Raw genomic sequence first — 15730 nt, forward strand, 5'->3', positions numbered from 1 at the left:
GAATGCCGCCGTCTCTCCAGCGCGTCCAGCCGTCTCTCCGACCCGTCAGCAGCACCTCAGCGCCGCCGGTGAGGGGCTATCTACGGTCTCTCTCCAACAGCCGCAAGAGCCTTTTTGCAAAAAATTCAAAAAATGCACCAAAATCTTCGAAGCCGCTTTTCACCACAACTTTGCGACATACGGCCCTCTAAAAGCGACACAAATCCGGTGCGCACTCCGAATCTTTCGTCTATGTTCATCGGGAATACCCGTGGGTACCCAGATATTGTAGGCTTGGAGGCAGTCAGCGTCAAAGCAGAGGTATCCCCAATACCCTGGTCGCAGGAGTCTTCTGCTTTCGGAAGAAAAACACTCGGTATTTGCCTGCCGGATTTCGATGGAGAGAGCTTGGGTCCCAGATGGAGTTCCGGCGGGTTGCCCCGGGATGTTCGGGCAAGAATCCGTCGTTTCAACTGTCAAGAAGTTCTTCAACTAGGATGCCAGAAAGAACCAACCGGATCTGTTTTTCCGAAGGTATTCAAATTTCGAAGAGCCGAGAATCACCAAGAAACGCTGGACCCGCCTGTCACAGCGCCAATCCAGTTGCGGCAAAGCCCGTCCCAACGAAGACCGGCGCAAGGCACACCAGGAAACAAGGGATACTGCCAGAAAAACGGAAAACGTCATGTTTTTCCGAGAAGAATGGTGCCGCTGAAGGGACTCGAACCCCCGACCCCATCATTACGAATGACGTGCTCTACCAGCTGAGCTACAGCGGCATTCTTCTCTTGTAGCGGCCCGGACAGGGACCCAATCGTAACAATCAGCAGCCTAAGCTACCTTGACCGCGCGTGACTTATCAGTCGTTCAGGCCTTAGAAAAGAGGTTATTTGCGGTCGTTCTCCTCCGAGACGTCGGTTGGTGAGTCTTCCAGTACTTCCCCGTCTTCGGCGACAGAAACGTCATCGGACTCTTCCTCTTCCGGCTCGGATTCGGTTCCGTTGGACGCACCCACAATCAGCGGCAACAAGTTTGCTGCCGTGACCGATGCGATTTCCGGTGTCTGCGGCGCAGACCAGGCCAAAGTGTCGAAACCACCGCAGTTTTCGCAAACCGGCGCCCATTCGCGGTGAATATGACGGCAGTTGTCACAGACCCATTGCGGACCGCGCGGGGCTGTAAGTGCGCGCGCCAGCCAGCCCTGTACAACGGCGTCCGATGCCCCCTCGCCTCGTTCGATTGCGGCCATGAGCGTATAGGCCCGAGCGTCAGGATCACGCTCCAACAGGTCGCCCAATGCCCGCCTTGCTTCTGGAAAATCCTCCGCCACGATGTTGAGCTCCGCCATCATCAGACGGGTTTCCGCGTGGTCGGGCTGTACTTTTGCAAGCGCGGCAAAGCGTTTGATGCGTTCTGAGGGTGTTTCGTCAGGCACGATCTCGGCAAAGGCGTAGGCCAGATCGGGATGCGGGCGGACCTGCCAGGCCTTGGTCAGGATCTTGGCGGCGTTGCGCGGTTTGCCCTTGGCGATATGCGCGCGGGCCGCCATTGCGGCGGCGGGAATCAGATCGGGGGACAGCCGGTTGGCCTCGATCGCGCGCTCCTGCTGATCGACCGATGCACCTTCAGCGATCAGGTCCTTGGCCTCGGACAAGGCGAGAATCGCGTCACGTCGTTTGTAAACATCCCGCGGCAAGGTCCCTGTCTTGAGCTTTGTTCCCAGCGTGGCCCGCGCACCGGCCCAATCCTGTGCCCGTGTCTGAAGTTGCAGAAGCACATCCTGCGTCTCTTCATGGCGCGGTTTCAGGGCCAGCGCTTTTTCCGCCAGCTTGCGGGCGGTTTCGTCATCCCCTTCGGCAAGTTTCTGTTTCATGATGCCCCGGACACCGACAAACCGGGTCGATTGGTCACCAATCAGCTTGCGATAGGTCTCGGTCGCCTTGCGCGTGTCGCCTGTCATCTCGGCGGCTTGGGCCACCACCAGATTGGTCAGTTCAGGCTTTTGCAGCAGTTTCTCGGCCTTTGCCGCCTTGCTCATCGCAAGGCGCCCCTCGCCCGAGGCCAGCGCCATAAGCCCTTCGGCCAGCGCCTGATATCCGCGTCTTTCCCGACCACGGTCAAAGAACCTCGACAGGGCGGTTTCATCCCCGTTCAGGAATTTCAACGTGGCGATCAGAAGTGTCAGAAGCTTGAAGAACAGCCAGACCAGCCCGACCAAGGCCACGAACGCGATCACGGATTGCAGCGGACCGAGCGTATACTCCATCCCTGAAACGGTGATCTGGACACCGCCACTGGTTTCCATAAGGAACCCTGCGCCCAATGCCAGCATGGCAATGATCGCGACGAAAACCAGGATCTTGAGCAATGACCACAGCATGGACTGTCCTTCAGTTCGTGTTCAGGCTTTGCGCCAGCGCGGCGGCCGCCGCGATGGCATCGTGCCGTGCGCGGGCAAGTTCAGTCCATTCCGCCAAAGCGGCCTGGGCGGGATCCGGCAAACGCGATACCAAGTCGAGCGCCGATGCAAGGTCTCCGGCGGTCACTGCTGCCTCTGCTCTGGAAAGTACCGCATCGGGATCGTCCCCGTCCCTCGGAACAACCGAGCGGGCCCCGGTCTGCCGTTCAAGAAACGCAAGGAAACCGCTGCCTTTCTCGGTCTCGCGAAGATCGGACAGCGCGGCCCTGGCAGCGACCGGGAAACCCTGGCGCAATTCCGCCAGGGTTGGCGCACCTTCGGCGGCCGTTGCAGAAAGCGCTTCTGGCACGTCGACGCCCGCCAGGGAAAGCTGTTCCAGCAAGGATGCATAAGGCATTCCCGCATCCAGATCGGCATGAAGCCGGGCCATCAAGGCCCGGTTTGCGGCCGCCGTTGCATCGGACGCGGCGCTCGCTTTCAATGCCTGGGCCTCTTGCACCATTTGTTCGACTTCCGCCCGCTGCGCGGCAAGCGCCTCGCGCATTCTGGCAAGTTCGGCCTCGTAGGCGGCTACCGCTTCGGGTGATGCGCCTTCGGTGATCGGTCGCTTCTCGATTTCCGTCAGCCTGTTGGCCAATGCTGCAATTGCGTCGGATCGGCTGGCGCTTTCCGACGTCATGGCCGCCGCATTTTCGGATAGCTTTGCGGCGATCTCTCCGACGCGCGCATCAAGACCGGATATGTCCGGGATCTGAATCTGGCCGACCGACGATTTTAGCTCGGCCAGCGTAGCTTCCTGTTGGGCGATTCGGGCGCTGAGTTCGGCGATCTCTTCCTGGGCATTTCCTGCCCGTAGGTTCGGCGGCAGGAAAGAATCGATCACATCGGTCCGGCCGGCGAAATAGCCGAGCGTCGCAGCCAGAACCCCTCCAAGCATGATTGCCAAAAACCCGCCACGACGCTCTGTGGTTGGTGCGGGCGCAGTCGATTGCTCCTGGGTATTCGAAACTGCTTCTGCTTCTGCTTCTGCTTCTGCTTCTGCTTCTGCTTCTGCTTCTGCTTCTGCTTCTGCTTCTGCTTCTGCTTCTGCTTCTGACGAAACCTTGCTTTCTTCCGACTCGGCTTCAAGCTCCTTGTCGAGTGCAGGCTGGTTTTCAGGTATCATTGAGTCCCCAGAGACTTGGTCGGTGACGGTTTCCAACTCTTGGTCTTTCTTGTCCGCCACTGCGATGTCCCTTTCGATTCTGAAAATCAAAAATACCAGATACCGGTCGAGATTAATGCGGCTCCGACAGCCCCTCAACCCGCATGGCTTCGCGGATCAGGGTTTCCATCGCGTTCCGCATTGCTTCGGCATCTGGTCTCTCGGCCGTCACAAGACGAATATTCTTCACGTTTTCAAGTGGTTCCCTGACAGCGCGACTCAAGGCAACCAACCATACAGGGGCCTTGGGGGCGGCAATGTCGGCAAATTGTCGCGCGGTGCGCGGTGAAAACAGCGATGCGACAACCGGCGATGTCCCGGCCAAAGCCGCCTGGGCAGGATCCGACAATGGCAAGAGGTGCTGGGCGTAAATGACCCGCTCGGTGGTCGGCATACCTGAACGGGACAAGGTTTCCGCCACTTCGCCGCGGGCATGATCCCCTCTGAGGTGCAAAAGCGGTGTCGCAGGTCGCGCGGCAAGCAAAAACGCGATCAGCGTTTCCGCGTTCTCACCGGCCATGGTGGCCTTCCAACCCTCGCGTCGCGCGGCATCTGTCGTGGCTCGGCCGACGCAGAAACAAGGCAGGTCACGGGACTCGGTCATTTGCGACGCGGCCGCGACCCCATGGGCCGACGTAAAAATAAGCCCCCGCACCTTTCGCAAATCGAGGTCGTCCTGAAGATACTCTATTTCGAGCAACGGAGAGTGAACCACCGTCACCTTGTTGAGGATATCAGGAGAGAGGCTGGCCACGAACCTCTCGGATGAAGCCAGTGGACGAGTCATCAAGAGATAGGTCAGGGCAGCCTCCAGTGTGACGGGATTGTTTGCCGTTGCCTGCGGTGATACCCCGCCAACTGAACAGGATGCAACGGTTGGAACCGATGATCGAAAGCTTAACCGTACTTGGGCTGGAAAGCAGTTGTGACGATACCGCCGCTGCGGTTGTGCGGCTTGTTGACGGTTCTACGCCTCAGATTCTGTCCTCGGTCGTGTACGGCCAGTCCGAGTTGCATAGCGCCTTTGGCGGTGTTGTTCCAGAAATTGCAGCGCGGGCGCATGCGGAAAAGCTCGATGTCAGCGTTCGCCAGGCGTTGGAGCAGGCGGGGGTTGGCCTGGACAAGCTGGATGCTGTTGCCGTGACGGCAGGCCCCGGCCTGATCGGCGGCGTGATGTCGGGCGTCATGTGCGCCAAGGGGATTGCAGCCGCCACCGGCCTGCCGCTGATCGGTGTGAACCACCTTGCCGGCCATGCGCTGACGCCACGATTGACCGACCGGATCGACTATCCCTACCTGATGCTTCTGGTGTCGGGAGGGCATTGTCAGTACCTGATCGTCCATGGCCCCCAGGCGTTTACCCGCCTGGGAGGGACAATTGACGATGCGCCCGGCGAAGCGTTTGACAAGACGGCGCGTCTGCTTGGCTTGCCGCAACCCGGCGGCCCCTCTGTCGAGGCCGAAGGCAGACTCGGCGACCCGAAAAGGTTCCGCTTTCCCCGACCCCTGCTGGACAGGCCCGATTGCAACCTGTCCTTTTCCGGCCTCAAGACCGCGCTCATGCGTCTGCGAGACCAACTGGTTGCCGAGCAAGGCGGCCTGACACGTCAGGACCGCGCCGATTTGTGTGCCGGCTTTCAGGCGGCGATCGTCGATACTCTGGCGGAAAAAACGCGTCGCGCGATGAAAATCTATCTGGCGGAAAATCCAGACACTCCCGTGCTAGCGGTTGCGGGCGGAGTAGCCGCCAATGCGTCCATCCGGTCCGCTCTCGAAGAGGTCTGTGGCGAAATGGGCATCGGGTTTGTCGCGCCACCCCTACGCCTGTGTACCGATAACGCGGCGATGATCGCCTATGCGGGCATAGAGCTGTTTCTTGCGGGTGCGCACGACAGCATGACGCTGTCGGCCCGCCCACGCTGGCCGCTCGATCAGAACAGCCCGGCCTTGTTGGGCAGCGGCAAGAAAGGCGCAAAGGCATGAGTGTCACCGTTCTGGGTGCCGGTGCTTTTGGCACCGCGCTGGCAATCTCGCTGGCAGGCCAGGGAAAGGTTCGACTGTGGTCGCGCAATCCTGACCATGCGCAGGAAATGAAAGTGACCAGGCGGAATGACCGGCGCTTGCCGGGCGCGCCGTTCCCCGACGATTTGATGGTTATCGACGATCTGGCAGAAATCCCCGAGACGGAGACGATTCTGCTGGCGGTTCCCATGCAACAACTGCGCCGTACATTACAGGCTCATGGTCCGGTGTTGGCTGGTCGCCGTCTGGTCGCCTGTTGCAAGGGGATCGAATTGGGCAGCGGGTTGGGACCTGTTGCCGTCATCTCGGAAACCCTGCCTGACGCCGTGCCCGCCTTGTTGACTGGACCAAGCTTTGCTGCGGACATTGCCCGCGGGCTCCCAACGGCGCTGACACTTTCGTGTGAAGACACCGAAATCGGCAAGGACCTGCAAGCCGAATTGTCGACCGCCAGCCTGCGCCTGTACCGCACGACAGATATCATTGGAACCGAACTGGGCGGCGCCCTGAAGAACGTGATCGCAATTGCCTGTGGCGCTGTGATCGGCGCCGGACTGGGTGAAAGCGCCCGTGCGGCGCTTATGACCCGAGGCTATGCGGAGATGCAGCGCATGGCGCTGGCGCTTGGTGCCCGGGCCGAGACACTGGCCGGGCTCAGCGGTTTTGGCGATCTGGCTTTGACCTGCACGTCAAACCTGTCGCGGAACTACCGGCTTGGCCTGTCGATCGGGCGCGAAGAGGGGTTTGACGGATCAATTACGGTTGAAGGCGCGGCAACCGCGCTTGCGGTGGCTGAAAAGGCCGCGCAAATGGAGTTGGATATGCCGATCACCTCTTGCGTGACCGGATTTGTGAACCAGAGCTTGACCCTGCCCGAGGCGATGGCTCAACTGCTGGCAAGACCGCTCAAGGAGGAATGACATGCTGGTTGCCCTGATCGCCAAGGATAAGGAAGGCGCCCTGCAAACCCGGCTCGACAACCGCCCGGCACATGTGGACTATCTCAAGACCTCCGGCGTCGTATCACAGGCCGGGCCCTTGCTGGATGGCGAGACCATGATCGGATCGCTGGTGATCCTCGACGTCGAAGACATGGCCGCCGCCGAAGCATGGGCTGCCAACGACCCCTATGCCAAGGCCGGTCTGTTCCAGTCCGTCGAGCTGATCCCTTGGAAAAAGGTGATCTGATGGCCTATTGGCTGTTCAAGTCCGAACCCTCGACCTGGAGCTGGGATAGTCAGACGGCCAAGGGCGACGAAGGCGAGGAATGGGATGGCGTGCGCAACTATCAGGCACGCAATTTCATGCGCGCCATGAAGCTGGGCGACAGGGGGTTTTTCTACCACTCGCAAACCGAAAAGGCGGTTGTCGGCATCGTCGAGGTCTGCGCCGAAGCGCATCCGGACAGCAAGGCCGGGGATCCGCGCTGGGAATGCGTGGATATCAAGGCAGTTCGTCCTTTCGTGCAACCCGTGACCCTGGATCAGATCAAGTCGGATCCGCGTCTGTCTGACATGGTGCTGGTCAAGAACTCGCGCTTGTCGGTGCAACCCGTGAGCGAAGACCAATGGCTGGCGATCTGCGCATTGGGGCAGACAGAATCCGATTGATCGGGCATTCTTGACCTTGTCGCAACTCTTCGACGAGGCGGAAGATGGAAGTTCTCAATGTTTTCGCGGCCGCCCTTGGTGCGTTTGTCCTTGGGTCTGTGTGGTACATGGTGCTGGCCGAACCCTGGATACAGGCGTCCGGCGTACCCCGCGGCCCGGACGGTAAACCCGAAGGCGGAATGAACCCTGGCATTTTCGTAATGAGCTTTGTGCTACAGCTGGTTGTGGCGGGAATGATGCGGCATGTCTTTGCCCTGTCGGGTCTTGATACACCGGGCGCGGGTCTTGTTGCGGGGATCGGTGTCGGTCTTTTCCTCATCTCGCCGTGGATTGCCCTCAACAACCTTTATGCCATGCGTCCATTCCGGCTCAGCCTGATTGACGGCGGTTATGCCACGCTGGCATGCGCGGCGATGGGACTGATCCTGACGCTATTCTGAGCGTTACATCAAAAGAAAACGGGGAAGGTTCCGACGGCGCAGAACCTTCCCCCACCCCGCGTGCTCCCAACTCACCACACGCGAACGAATTTCAAGGTTCTGACCGTACTGGTCATGGACTCTGTATACCGCAAAAACCGGGGCCGACTCAAACACCAAGCCCGAAGAATACTCGTAAAATGCGAAACGCCTGCAAGGACACAGGCGTTTCATCGTTCTCAGGGCTTGGTATCAGCCGTAAACCGCTTCTTTGCCGAAATGCTTGGTCAGCATGTAATAGACCACGGCGCGGTACTTGTTGCGCTCGGACTGGCCATAGGTCTCCATTGCCTTGGCAATCGCCGCGTCCAGTTCCGGGCCGTCGGACAGGCCCAATTTCTTGATAAGGAAATTGTTCTTCACAGTTTCCAGCTCACCCGATTGGGTTGCCGCGACTGTCGAAGCATCAGCATCGTAGATTGCCGGCCCACAACCGATCGTGACCTTGGTCAGCAGGTCCATGTCCGGGGTCATCCCGCACTTGTTCTTCAGGTCATCGGCGTATTTTGCGATCAGATCGTCGCGTTTTCCCATCTCTTCACTCTCCCGAGTTTTTCTGTTTTCGACCGGTCAATCCGGCACTGGGGAGAGCGTAACGGCAGCCCGGGCATGCACAAAGGGAAAATTTGGCCGGTTTTTCCCTGTAAACAAACAAGGTCAGAGCGATGCCACGTAGGTACCACCGGTTTCGGCCTTTGGTGGCCGGGCTGGTCGCTCCGTTACTTCAGAACCACACCCTCTTTCTTGCCATGGTCGGTACGCTTGTCCAGAACCTTGTCCTGGTTGCTCCATTTCTTGATGACGGCCTGACCATCGGCGCATTTTGTCTGTTCAATCTCCTGCGCGGCCTGAATGCCGTGGGCACCATGCTTTTCCTCGTGTTTCCGCAGCGCCGCAAGGAAGGTTTTCCAGTTCTCGCGCACCGCCGGATCAAGTTTGGCTTCGTTCTTGTGCTTGGGCATCGTGTAAGTGATCTTGACCGAGAGATCGCAGTTTCCGGTCCAATTCACATACCAGTCGGTGTAAGCCCAATAACCATTCGGCCCGCGCTGTCCCATCTGCTGAACCATGGCGCGCGCGGTGGTAGCATCCACCGTATAGGTCTTTTCCACAACCGAGATCTTTGGCTTGGCCTCAACCATCGTCGCGCCAAGCATCACGCCCAGAGCAAATACAAAAACGGTTTGTTTGAAACCAGCACCTGAAAAGGACATCTTCATTATTCCACACTCCAATAAACGCCCCGCTTGTTGTCTTGCGGGTTCAGAACTCGTTGTTCTGCGAAGCTGTCGCGCAACAGTTTTCTTGTCAACAATTTCGAACCGAATGAAAAAACCGCCCCGGTTTCCCGGGGCGGTCAGAATTCTCAGGACGGGCATCCGCCCATCGCTGGATATCAATAGCGGTAGTGTTCCGGCTTGAACGGGCCTTCGGGCGTGACCCCGATGTAATCGGCCTGTTCCGGGCTCAGTTTGGTCAACTTCACGCCGATCCGGTCCAGATGCAGGCGGGCGACTTTCTCGTCCAGATGCTTGGGCAGGATATAGACCTCGTTCTGGTACTTGTCGCCCTTGGTGTACAGCTCGATCTGCGCCAGAACCTGGTTCGTGAACGAAGCCGACATCACAAAGGACGGGTGCCCGGTCGCGTTGCCGAGGTTCAGCAGGCGACCTTCGGAGAGCAGGATGATCTTGTTGCCCGAGGGCATCTCGATCATGTCGACCTGGTCCTTGATATTGGTCCACTTGTGGTTCTTCAGCGCGGCAACCTGGATCTCGTTGTCGAAATGGCCGATGTTGCCAACGATGGCCATGTTCTTCATCTCGCGCATATGCTCGATGCGGATCACGTCCTTGTTGCCGGTGGTGGTGATGAAGATGTCGGCGCTGGCGACTTCATCTTCCAGGGTGGTGACTTCGAAACCGTCCATCGCAGCCTGAAGCGCGCAGATCGGATCAACCTCGGTCACCTTCACCCGTGCACCGGCGCCACGCAGCGAGGCGGCCGAGCCTTTGCCCACGTCACCATAGCCGCAGACCAGCGCGACCTTGCCTGCCATCATCGTGTCGGTGGCGCGGCGGATACCGTCGACCAGCGATTCCTTGCAGCCGTACTTGTTGTCGAACTTCGATTTGGTGACGCTGTCGTTCACGTTGATCGCGGGGAACGGCAGGTGGCCCTTTTCCATCATCTTGTAGAGACGATGAACACCGGTGGTGGTCTCTTCGGACACGCCCTGGATCATGTGGCGCTGCTTCACGAACCAGCCCGGGGTTTCGGCGATCCGCTTGCGGATCTGGGCGAACAGGTATTCTTCCTCTTCGCTGGTCGGAACCGCGATCAGGTCTTCCTCACCCTCTTCGACGCGGGCGCCCATGAGGATGTACAACGTGGCATCGCCGCCGTCGTCTAGGATCATGTTGGCGCCGCCCTCGGGGAACTGGAAAATCTTGTCGGTATAAGTCCAGTATTCCTCCAGCGTCTCGCCCTTGACGGCGAACACCGGGGTGCCGCTGGCCGCGATCGCGGCGGCGGCATGATCCTGTGTCGAGAAGATGTTGCACGACGCCCAGCGCACGTCAGCGCCCAGCGCCACCAGCGTTTCGATCAGAACTGCGGTCTGGATGGTCATGTGCAGCGAACCGGCGATACGCGCGCCCTTGAGCGGCTTGCTTTCACCATACTCGGCGCGCAGCGCCATCAGGCCCGGCATCTCGGTTTCGGCAATGTCCAGTTCCTTGCGGCCGTAGTCGGCCAGTGCAATGTCCTTGACGATGTAATCCCCGGCCATTCTTCACTCCATTCCGGTAAAATCGGTCGCCAGACGCCCTATCATTCATGGGGACAAGTGGCAACGACGTTCGGCCCGGTCAGGTTTTTGGGGAAAGTTTCAGCTGGGAATATCCGTCGTGCGCGGCACCGGCGTGGCCTGAAAATAGTCGGTTCCCGCGGCCACAATGCAACTGACGCCATTCGCGTCTGTCAACAGAACAGTAAACGTGCCCGTCTCGGCCGAGGCCCAAAGTTCGATCATTGACTGGCCTCGATGCATGGGTTGCAGGCCACCGGCGGTCAACTGTTCGGAATATTTTTCCTGTAGCTTGCCAATCACCGCATCGCGATCCGCACAGGATTGCGCCACGGCCGGGGACATCAGGGCCACCATGCCAAATGTTGTTCCAATCCCCATCAGACGCTTGAACATGGCAAGCTCCTTTCGATAGAGGTTCAGGTCTGAAAGGGGACGTGCAGGGAGGAAAACACGTCCCCCCTCACTTGATATCGCGATCTTGCCGCCGGGCTGAACCCTCGACGAAAATTGGAACGGCTGGCAGCATTTGATCGGGATAAGGCAAAGGCTGCGCCCGGAATGTGGCGAAAAAAAGGCACTTGGAAAGGGACGTGGCAGAATGGCAACACAGCCCAGAGCATGGCAACGGATGCTGTCGGGGCGGCGACTCGACCTGCTGGATCCGACGCCGATGGATATCGAGATTGAGGATATCGCCCATGGCCTGGCCTTTGTCGCGCGCTGGAACGGGCAGACGCATGGCGATTATGCCTATTCGGTGGCGGAACATTCGCTGCTGGTTGAGACCCTGTTTGCCCGCATAGCCCCCGCCACCGGGCCGAAATGGCGCCTGGCGGCCTTGCTGCACGATGCGCCGGAATACGTGATCGGCGACATGATTTCGCCGGTGAAGGCCGCGGTCGGACCGGATTACGGCCATCTCGACGCCAGGCTTACCGCAGCGATCCACATCCGGTTTGGCCTACCGGCGCAACTGCCGGTCGCGATCAAGAAACAGATCAAGCGCGCCGACCGTATAAGCGCCTGGATGGAGGCGACCCGCATCGCCGGTTTTTCCGAGGCCGAAGCGAACAGGTTTTTCGGACGCCCGAACCCGGTCCTGATGGAAGGGCTCGACATTCTGCTCAGACCGCCCGTTGAGACGAGAAAGGCCTATACCGAACGTTACTTGGCGCTGATATCCGCGCTTTGATCGGACACCGCGCGTTCCGCACGACGGGCGCGGCGTTCATGTCGCATCTTTCGGCGACGGCGCGTTTGGTAGTCGGCGCTTTCGACAAAATCGCCAGCCTGATCCAGACCCTTGTCGCTGAACATCTTGGCGCGCTCTTCGTCTGTCGCACGCGGCCAGTCGATATCCGGGCGAACAAATCCCCCCGCGATCAGGCCCCGGCCAATCACCGCGTGATCCAGCTCACCAAAAGACAGGCGGTTTGATTTGCCTTTGTCGCCGCGCACCCATTCGGTGTAGAGCGCGTCGATCACCAGCGGATTGTTCCGGCAAAAATGCGCGACATTCTTGGCCAACAGATTATTGGGCCCCGCCTTGCGCCGCAGGATCATCGCCACGTTCTGGTCGGGCCGTCCCACCATCGCAAATAAATGCAGCGCGGAACCATCGGCGGCCACGACATGGCTGGCGGCCTTGTATCTGGCAAGCTGGGTTTCGAGAGAGAACTTCTCGGGGTGGAAAATGTCGTACCCCTCGGCACGCAATAGGTCTTCCAGCCGTTCTTCGCCCAACAGACCGCCCTTTCCCAGACCCAGCGCGGAACGGGAGATGTAAAGCTTGCTTGGACCATCGGGTTCGACCGATTTGGCGAAACTCCGGTGGATCGCATCGCGGAACCTGGCCGTTCCGTGCGTGATGTTTCCCAACCCGAACCCTTGTCCGGGTACGATCAGCTCTTCGACTTGGGTCGGTTCAGTTGCGACATGGATCGGCAGGTCCGGCCGCATCAGGTCGATGAAATCGCGCTGATATCCCCGGACCTGATCGCCGACCTTCGGTCGTTTGGGAATGAAGAGAATGCCGTCAATCGGGCCATCGACATGGTCCAAGGCCCACAGGCGAGAGGTGCTTTCAACCAGGAAATGCCCGAAATGTGCCCACAGCACTCCGCCCCAGATCCAGCGCCCCGGCAATATCTGTGCCACGTCCTGCGGCATATCGGGGCGGGTCGTCAAAGGCCGGTATCGGCGCCAAAGGGCACCTTCGGGACAATAGCTGCCATCCGAATACAAAACCCCGGCGGCCTGAGTGAAACCGCTGACTTCGGGTGGCACAACAACCGCCTCGGCCAGCCGCGTCAATGTCTCGGACCAGCCCCCTTCGGGCAGCGGCTGTGAATTTGGGTCGTCTGGATTAAGGTCGGGCGTTTCCGCCATTGCGAACCTCTCAGCGCGGGCTTCGTTTTGCCAGAATCCGTTGCAGGGTCCGGCGGTGCATGTTTAGCCGACGCGCAGTTTCGCTAACGTTACGATCGCACAACTCGTACACCCGCTGGATATGTTCCCAGCGCACCCTGTCCGCGCTCATCGGGTTTTCCGGCGGCGGCGGAAGAGTATCGCCATTGGCCAGGAGAGCATTGGTGATGTCAGTGGCATCTGCCGGCTTTGACAGGTAATCGGTCGCGCCAATCTTGACGGCAGCAACCGCCGTGGCAATCGCCCCGTACCCGGTCAGCACCACCACCCGGCTGTCCGGGCGACGTTCGCGCAAGACCTCGACGACGTCCAGGCCATTGCCATCCTCAAGCCGCAAGTCGACCACCGCATAGGCAGGCGGCCTTGCCGTGGCTATCGCGCGCCCGGCGGCGACCGACCCGGCCGTTTCGACTTCGAACCCCCGCTTCTCCATCGCCTTGGCCAAACGGCGCAGAAACGGTTCATCGTCATCGACAAGCAAAAGCGACTTGTCGGGACCGATATCTGGCTGGAGGTTGTCCGTCATGCTCTGTCTTTCGCTGTTTTTCGTCTTTTTGGCTGTCCGCGAGTATTACCAGCCATCGCGCCCGCGTCAAACAGCCTTCACGCCCTACATTGCATCTATGAAGCATCCGATCTTGTCGGCCATTTGCTCGGGCGTGTCATCGCGGCGAAAAAACTCGACGAATCCGACATCGGGCAGGACGAGATAGGAAAAGGTCGAATGGTCGACCAGATAGTATTCATCGCTCTTGTCCTGCGCCCGGTAATAGGTCTTGTAGGCCTGGCTCGCGGCCTTCACCTGCTCGGGCGAACCGGTCAGCCCGATCATCCGCTCGTGCAGGTTGGCGGCAAAATCGCCCACCACCTCGGGCGTGTCCCGGTCGGGGTCGATCGAGATGAAGACCGGTGTCACCATCTTGCCCCGGCCTTCAAGGATATCCACGGCCTCTGCGTTGCGCGAGGTATCAAGCGGACAGACATCGGGGCAGAAAGTATAGCCGAAATAGAGCAGTGACGGCTGGGTGATCACATCCTTGTCAGTTACCGTCTCGCCTTTGGCATTCAACAGCTCGAACGGCCCGCCAATCGTCTCTGCGCCGCCTGCGATCTGGCTGGATCTGCACTGAGCAAACCGGTCATCCGAACCGCCGCGGGTCGCGATCCATGTTGCGCCCAGCGCCGCCACTGCAACCGTGGCGGCAAGAATAGCATAAAATCGGTTCATCAGGATCCTCATGGACAGCGGCTGTTGATCGTGTCGGGCCGGAGACCTATCAAGAAACCCGACGGTTGCAACAGGACATAAGTGCACGATGCCGGAATCCAACATGAGCCTTGTGCTGGGACAAGAACGCAGCAGCTGGATTCGCCTGCGCACCATGATCCTGTTGCGGTGGGTCGCCATCGCTGGCCAGATCGTGGCCATCACGGTAGCGCAACAGACCTATCACCTGCAATTGAACCTGGGTCTGTGTTACCTGGCGATCGGGGTTTCCGCCGTCGTCAACGTGATGGCGATCTTTGCTTTCCCTGGAAACAAGCGCCTCAGCGAGTTCGAGAACTTTCTGATGGTCCTGTTCGATTTGCAACAATTGGGCGTTCTGCTGTACCTCACAGGCGGCCTGCACAACCCCTTTGCGCTGTTGCTGGTCGGGCCGGTGATCATCTCGGCCAACGTGATGGGACTGCGCTCGACCCTGATCATTGGCACCACCGCAATCATTCTGGTGACCTTGCTTGCGCTCTACCACTTGCCGCTCAAAACCGAGATGGGGTTTGTTCTGCGCATCCCGGATGTGTTCGTTTTTGGTCACTGGACCGCAATCGTCATCGCGATGGTTTTCCTGGGCGCCTATTCCTATCGGATCAGTTCCGAGGTTCAGTCGATGTCCGAAGCGCTGGCCGCGACCCAGATGGCACTGGCCCGCGAACAGAAACTGACCGATCTTGGCGGCGTTGTCGCTGCCGCCGCACACGAGCTGGGCACGCCACTCGCCACCATAAAACTGGCCAGTTCCGAGCTGGTCGAGGAACTGGACGACCGCCCGGACCTGCGGGAAGACGCGGCCTTGATCCGGGAGCAGGCCGATCGTTGCAGGGACATCCTGCGCAACATGGGCCGTGCCGGAAAGGACGACCTGCACCTACGCCAGGCGCCCCTGTCCACAGTCATCCACGAAGCTGCCGAACCACATGTCAATCGTGGCAAGACGCTGCATTTCGATGAGGGCCCCGGAGAGGGAGGCGATTTGCAGCAACCCTCGATCCTGCGCAAGCCCGAGGTCATCCATGGCCTCAGGAACCTGATCCAGAACGCTGTCGACTTTGCACGATCCACCGTTTGGGTCGAGGCCGAATGGACGGCCGAGGCGATCACTGTCACGATCATGGACGATGGACGCGGATATCCCGCGCATATGTTCGGCCGGATCGGCGATCCGTTCGTGCGCCGAAGACGCGCCGAGGTCGATACCCGCTCGCGGCCAGAGTACGAAGGCATGGGGCTGGGTCTGTTCATCGCCAAGACATTGCTGGAACGCAGCGGCGCCGAATTGAAGTTCGCCAATGGCTCCGATCCGTACCAGACGCTCACCGACCTGGCAGAGCGGCGCGGTGCCATCGTGCAGGTGACCTGGCCCCGCAGCCAGATCGACGCGCAAACCGGCGAAAATGCGGTTCCGGTCGGGCTTAACGAACCATTCAGGGTTTAGTTAAGGTTGCCTTAACCACTTATGCCAATGATTGCCAGAATTGGTGTTGGCAGTTCTGGATGCG

At 59.5% G+C, this 15730-nt stretch carries 17 protein-coding genes and 1 tRNA gene; 7 read left to right on the top strand and 11 right to left on the bottom strand.

Annotation, left to right across the window (positions count from 1 at the left end; genetic code table 11):
• Nucleotides 1–682 precede the first annotated feature (682 nt).
• The 4 genes from G0P99_RS15530 to G0P99_RS15545 form a co-directional block, all read right to left on the bottom strand.
• Nucleotides 683–758: transfer RNA gene (locus G0P99_RS15530), tRNA-Thr, on the bottom strand.
• Nucleotides 759–865: 107 nt separating this feature from the next.
• Nucleotides 866–2359 (bottom strand): heme biosynthesis protein HemY, encoded by a 1494-nt coding sequence (locus G0P99_RS15535; protein ID WP_164131397.1) that lies wholly within the window; start codon nucleotides 2357–2359, stop codon nucleotides 866–868.
• 10 nt (nucleotides 2360–2369) lie between these two features.
• Nucleotides 2370–3623, bottom strand: a complete 1254-nt coding sequence (locus G0P99_RS15540) for a hypothetical protein (protein WP_164131399.1) — start codon at nucleotides 3621–3623, stop codon at nucleotides 2370–2372.
• 52 nt (nucleotides 3624–3675) lie between these two features.
• Nucleotides 3676–4356 carry a uroporphyrinogen-III synthase gene (locus G0P99_RS15545; RefSeq protein WP_370462809.1) on the bottom strand — a complete coding sequence of 227 codons (681 nt, stop codon included), beginning with the start codon at nucleotides 4354–4356 and terminating at the stop codon, nucleotides 3676–3678.
• Between the two features lie 131 nt (nucleotides 4357–4487).
• Between G0P99_RS15545 and tsaD the strand changes: the two genes are divergently transcribed.
• The 5 genes from tsaD to G0P99_RS15570 are packed head-to-tail and all read left to right on the top strand — an operon-like array spanning nucleotide 4488 to nucleotide 7674.
• On the top strand, nucleotides 4488–5585 hold the full coding sequence (gene tsaD / locus G0P99_RS15550; protein ID WP_164131697.1) for a tRNA (adenosine(37)-N6)-threonylcarbamoyltransferase complex transferase subunit TsaD: 1098 nt from the start codon (nucleotides 4488–4490) through the stop codon (nucleotides 5583–5585).
• A complete protein-coding gene (locus G0P99_RS15555) occupies nucleotides 5582–6544 on the top strand; it encodes an NAD(P)H-dependent glycerol-3-phosphate dehydrogenase (RefSeq protein ID WP_164131403.1) in 963 nt (320 codons plus the stop codon). Before tsaD ends, G0P99_RS15555 begins: the two co-directional genes overlap by 4 nt.
• Before the next feature lies 1 nt (nucleotide 6545).
• The gene (locus G0P99_RS15560; protein ID WP_164131405.1) at nucleotides 6546–6812 is read left to right on the top strand and encodes a YciI family protein; all 267 of its coding nucleotides are present in this window, start codon (nucleotides 6546–6548) and stop codon (nucleotides 6810–6812) included.
• Nucleotides 6812–7234 carry an EVE domain-containing protein gene (locus tag G0P99_RS15565; protein ID WP_164131407.1) on the top strand — a complete coding sequence of 141 codons (423 nt, stop codon included), beginning with the start codon at nucleotides 6812–6814 and terminating at the stop codon, nucleotides 7232–7234. Before G0P99_RS15560 ends, G0P99_RS15565 begins: the two co-directional genes overlap by 1 nt.
• A gap of 44 nt (nucleotides 7235–7278) precedes the next feature.
• A complete protein-coding gene (locus tag G0P99_RS15570) occupies nucleotides 7279–7674 on the top strand; it encodes a DUF1761 domain-containing protein (RefSeq protein ID WP_164131409.1) in 396 nt (131 codons plus the stop codon).
• Between the two features lie 231 nt (nucleotides 7675–7905).
• Here the strand turns inward: G0P99_RS15570 and G0P99_RS15575 are convergent, their stop codons facing one another.
• The 4 genes from G0P99_RS15575 to G0P99_RS15590 form a co-directional block, all read right to left on the bottom strand.
• On the bottom strand, nucleotides 7906–8247 hold the full coding sequence (locus G0P99_RS15575; RefSeq protein ID WP_164131411.1) for a DUF2853 family protein: 342 nt from the start codon (nucleotides 8245–8247) through the stop codon (nucleotides 7906–7908).
• Between the two features lie 185 nt (nucleotides 8248–8432).
• The gene (locus G0P99_RS15580) at nucleotides 8433–9092 is read right to left on the bottom strand and encodes a DUF922 domain-containing protein (RefSeq protein ID WP_239059838.1); all 660 of its coding nucleotides are present in this window, start codon (nucleotides 9090–9092) and stop codon (nucleotides 8433–8435) included.
• A gap of 17 nt (nucleotides 9093–9109) precedes the next feature.
• Nucleotides 9110–10504, bottom strand: coding sequence for an adenosylhomocysteinase (ahcY, locus tag G0P99_RS15585; RefSeq protein WP_164131412.1), 1395 nt, complete (start codon nucleotides 10502–10504; stop codon nucleotides 9110–9112).
• Between the two features lie 99 nt (nucleotides 10505–10603).
• Entirely contained in the window at nucleotides 10604–10918 is a 315-nt protein-coding gene (locus tag G0P99_RS15590) for a hypothetical protein (RefSeq protein ID WP_164131413.1), read from the bottom strand.
• Nucleotides 10919–11123: 205 nt separating this feature from the next.
• Here G0P99_RS15590 and G0P99_RS15595 point away from each other — a divergent pair, with 205 nt between their 5' ends.
• The gene (locus tag G0P99_RS15595; protein WP_164131414.1) at nucleotides 11124–11717 is read left to right on the top strand and encodes an HD family hydrolase; all 594 of its coding nucleotides are present in this window, start codon (nucleotides 11124–11126) and stop codon (nucleotides 11715–11717) included.
• On the opposite strand, the gene G0P99_RS15600 is transcribed toward G0P99_RS15595, so the two are convergent.
• The 3 genes from G0P99_RS15600 to G0P99_RS15610 form a co-directional block, all read right to left on the bottom strand.
• A complete protein-coding gene (locus tag G0P99_RS15600; protein WP_164131415.1) occupies nucleotides 11690–12913 on the bottom strand; it encodes a DUF563 domain-containing protein in 1224 nt (407 codons plus the stop codon). The genes G0P99_RS15595 and G0P99_RS15600 overlap by 28 nt on opposite strands.
• Before the next feature lie 10 nt (nucleotides 12914–12923).
• Complete coding sequence (locus tag G0P99_RS15605) at nucleotides 12924–13478, bottom strand: ActR/PrrA/RegA family redox response regulator transcription factor (RefSeq protein WP_164131416.1); 555 nt, start codon at nucleotides 13476–13478, stop codon at nucleotides 12924–12926.
• Between the two features lie 84 nt (nucleotides 13479–13562).
• Nucleotides 13563–14180: an SCO family protein gene (locus G0P99_RS15610; RefSeq protein WP_164131417.1), complete on the bottom strand. Its 618-nt coding sequence runs from the start codon at nucleotides 14178–14180 to the stop codon at nucleotides 13563–13565.
• An 88-nt stretch (nucleotides 14181–14268) separates the two neighbouring features.
• On the opposite strand from G0P99_RS15610, the gene regB reads away from it, so the two are divergent.
• Complete coding sequence (gene regB, locus G0P99_RS15615; RefSeq protein WP_164131418.1) at nucleotides 14269–15666, top strand: sensor histidine kinase RegB; 1398 nt, start codon at nucleotides 14269–14271, stop codon at nucleotides 15664–15666.
• The last annotated feature ends 64 nt before the right edge of the window (nucleotides 15667–15730 follow it).

The sequence above is a fragment of the Ruegeria sp. PrR005 genome, from assembly GCF_010500245.1.
In the GTDB taxonomy this organism is placed as follows: domain Bacteria; phylum Pseudomonadota; class Alphaproteobacteria; order Rhodobacterales; family Rhodobacteraceae; genus Ruegeria_B; species Ruegeria_B marisflavi.

Bases quoted from the DNA above. Each gene is read 5' to 3' on its own strand.
- G0P99_RS15570 (WP_164131409.1), top strand. From the start codon at position 7,279: ATGGAAGTTCTCAATGTTTTCGCGGCCGCCCTTGGTGCGTTTGTCCTT.
- G0P99_RS15610 (WP_164131417.1), bottom strand. From the start codon at position 14,180: ATGAACCGATTTTATGCTATTCTTGCCGCCACGGTTGCAGTGGCGGCG.
- G0P99_RS15600 (WP_164131415.1), bottom strand. From the start codon at position 12,913: ATGGCGGAAACGCCCGACCTTAATCCAGACGACCCAAATTCACAGCCG.
- G0P99_RS15565 (WP_164131407.1), top strand. From the start codon at position 6,812: ATGGCCTATTGGCTGTTCAAGTCCGAACCCTCGACCTGGAGCTGGGAT.
- G0P99_RS15590 (WP_164131413.1), bottom strand. From the start codon at position 10,918: ATGTTCAAGCGTCTGATGGGGATTGGAACAACATTTGGCATGGTGGCC.
- G0P99_RS15575 (WP_164131411.1), bottom strand. From the start codon at position 8,247: ATGGGAAAACGCGACGATCTGATCGCAAAATACGCCGATGACCTGAAG.
- G0P99_RS15580 (WP_239059838.1), bottom strand. From the start codon at position 9,092: ATGCCCGTCCTGAGAATTCTGACCGCCCCGGGAAACCGGGGCGGTTTT.
- ahcY (WP_164131412.1), bottom strand. From the start codon at position 10,504: ATGGCCGGGGATTACATCGTCAAGGACATTGCACTGGCCGACTACGGC.
- G0P99_RS15560 (WP_164131405.1), top strand. From the start codon at position 6,546: ATGCTGGTTGCCCTGATCGCCAAGGATAAGGAAGGCGCCCTGCAAACC.
- G0P99_RS15535 (WP_164131397.1), bottom strand. From the start codon at position 2,359: ATGCTGTGGTCATTGCTCAAGATCCTGGTTTTCGTCGCGATCATTGCC.
- G0P99_RS15595 (WP_164131414.1), top strand. From the start codon at position 11,124: ATGGCAACACAGCCCAGAGCATGGCAACGGATGCTGTCGGGGCGGCGA.
- G0P99_RS15605 (WP_164131416.1), bottom strand. From the start codon at position 13,478: ATGACGGACAACCTCCAGCCAGATATCGGTCCCGACAAGTCGCTTTTG.
- regB (WP_164131418.1), top strand. From the start codon at position 14,269: ATGCCGGAATCCAACATGAGCCTTGTGCTGGGACAAGAACGCAGCAGC.
- G0P99_RS15555 (WP_164131403.1), top strand. From the start codon at position 5,582: ATGAGTGTCACCGTTCTGGGTGCCGGTGCTTTTGGCACCGCGCTGGCA.
- tsaD (WP_164131697.1), top strand. From the start codon at position 4,488: ATGATCGAAAGCTTAACCGTACTTGGGCTGGAAAGCAGTTGTGACGAT.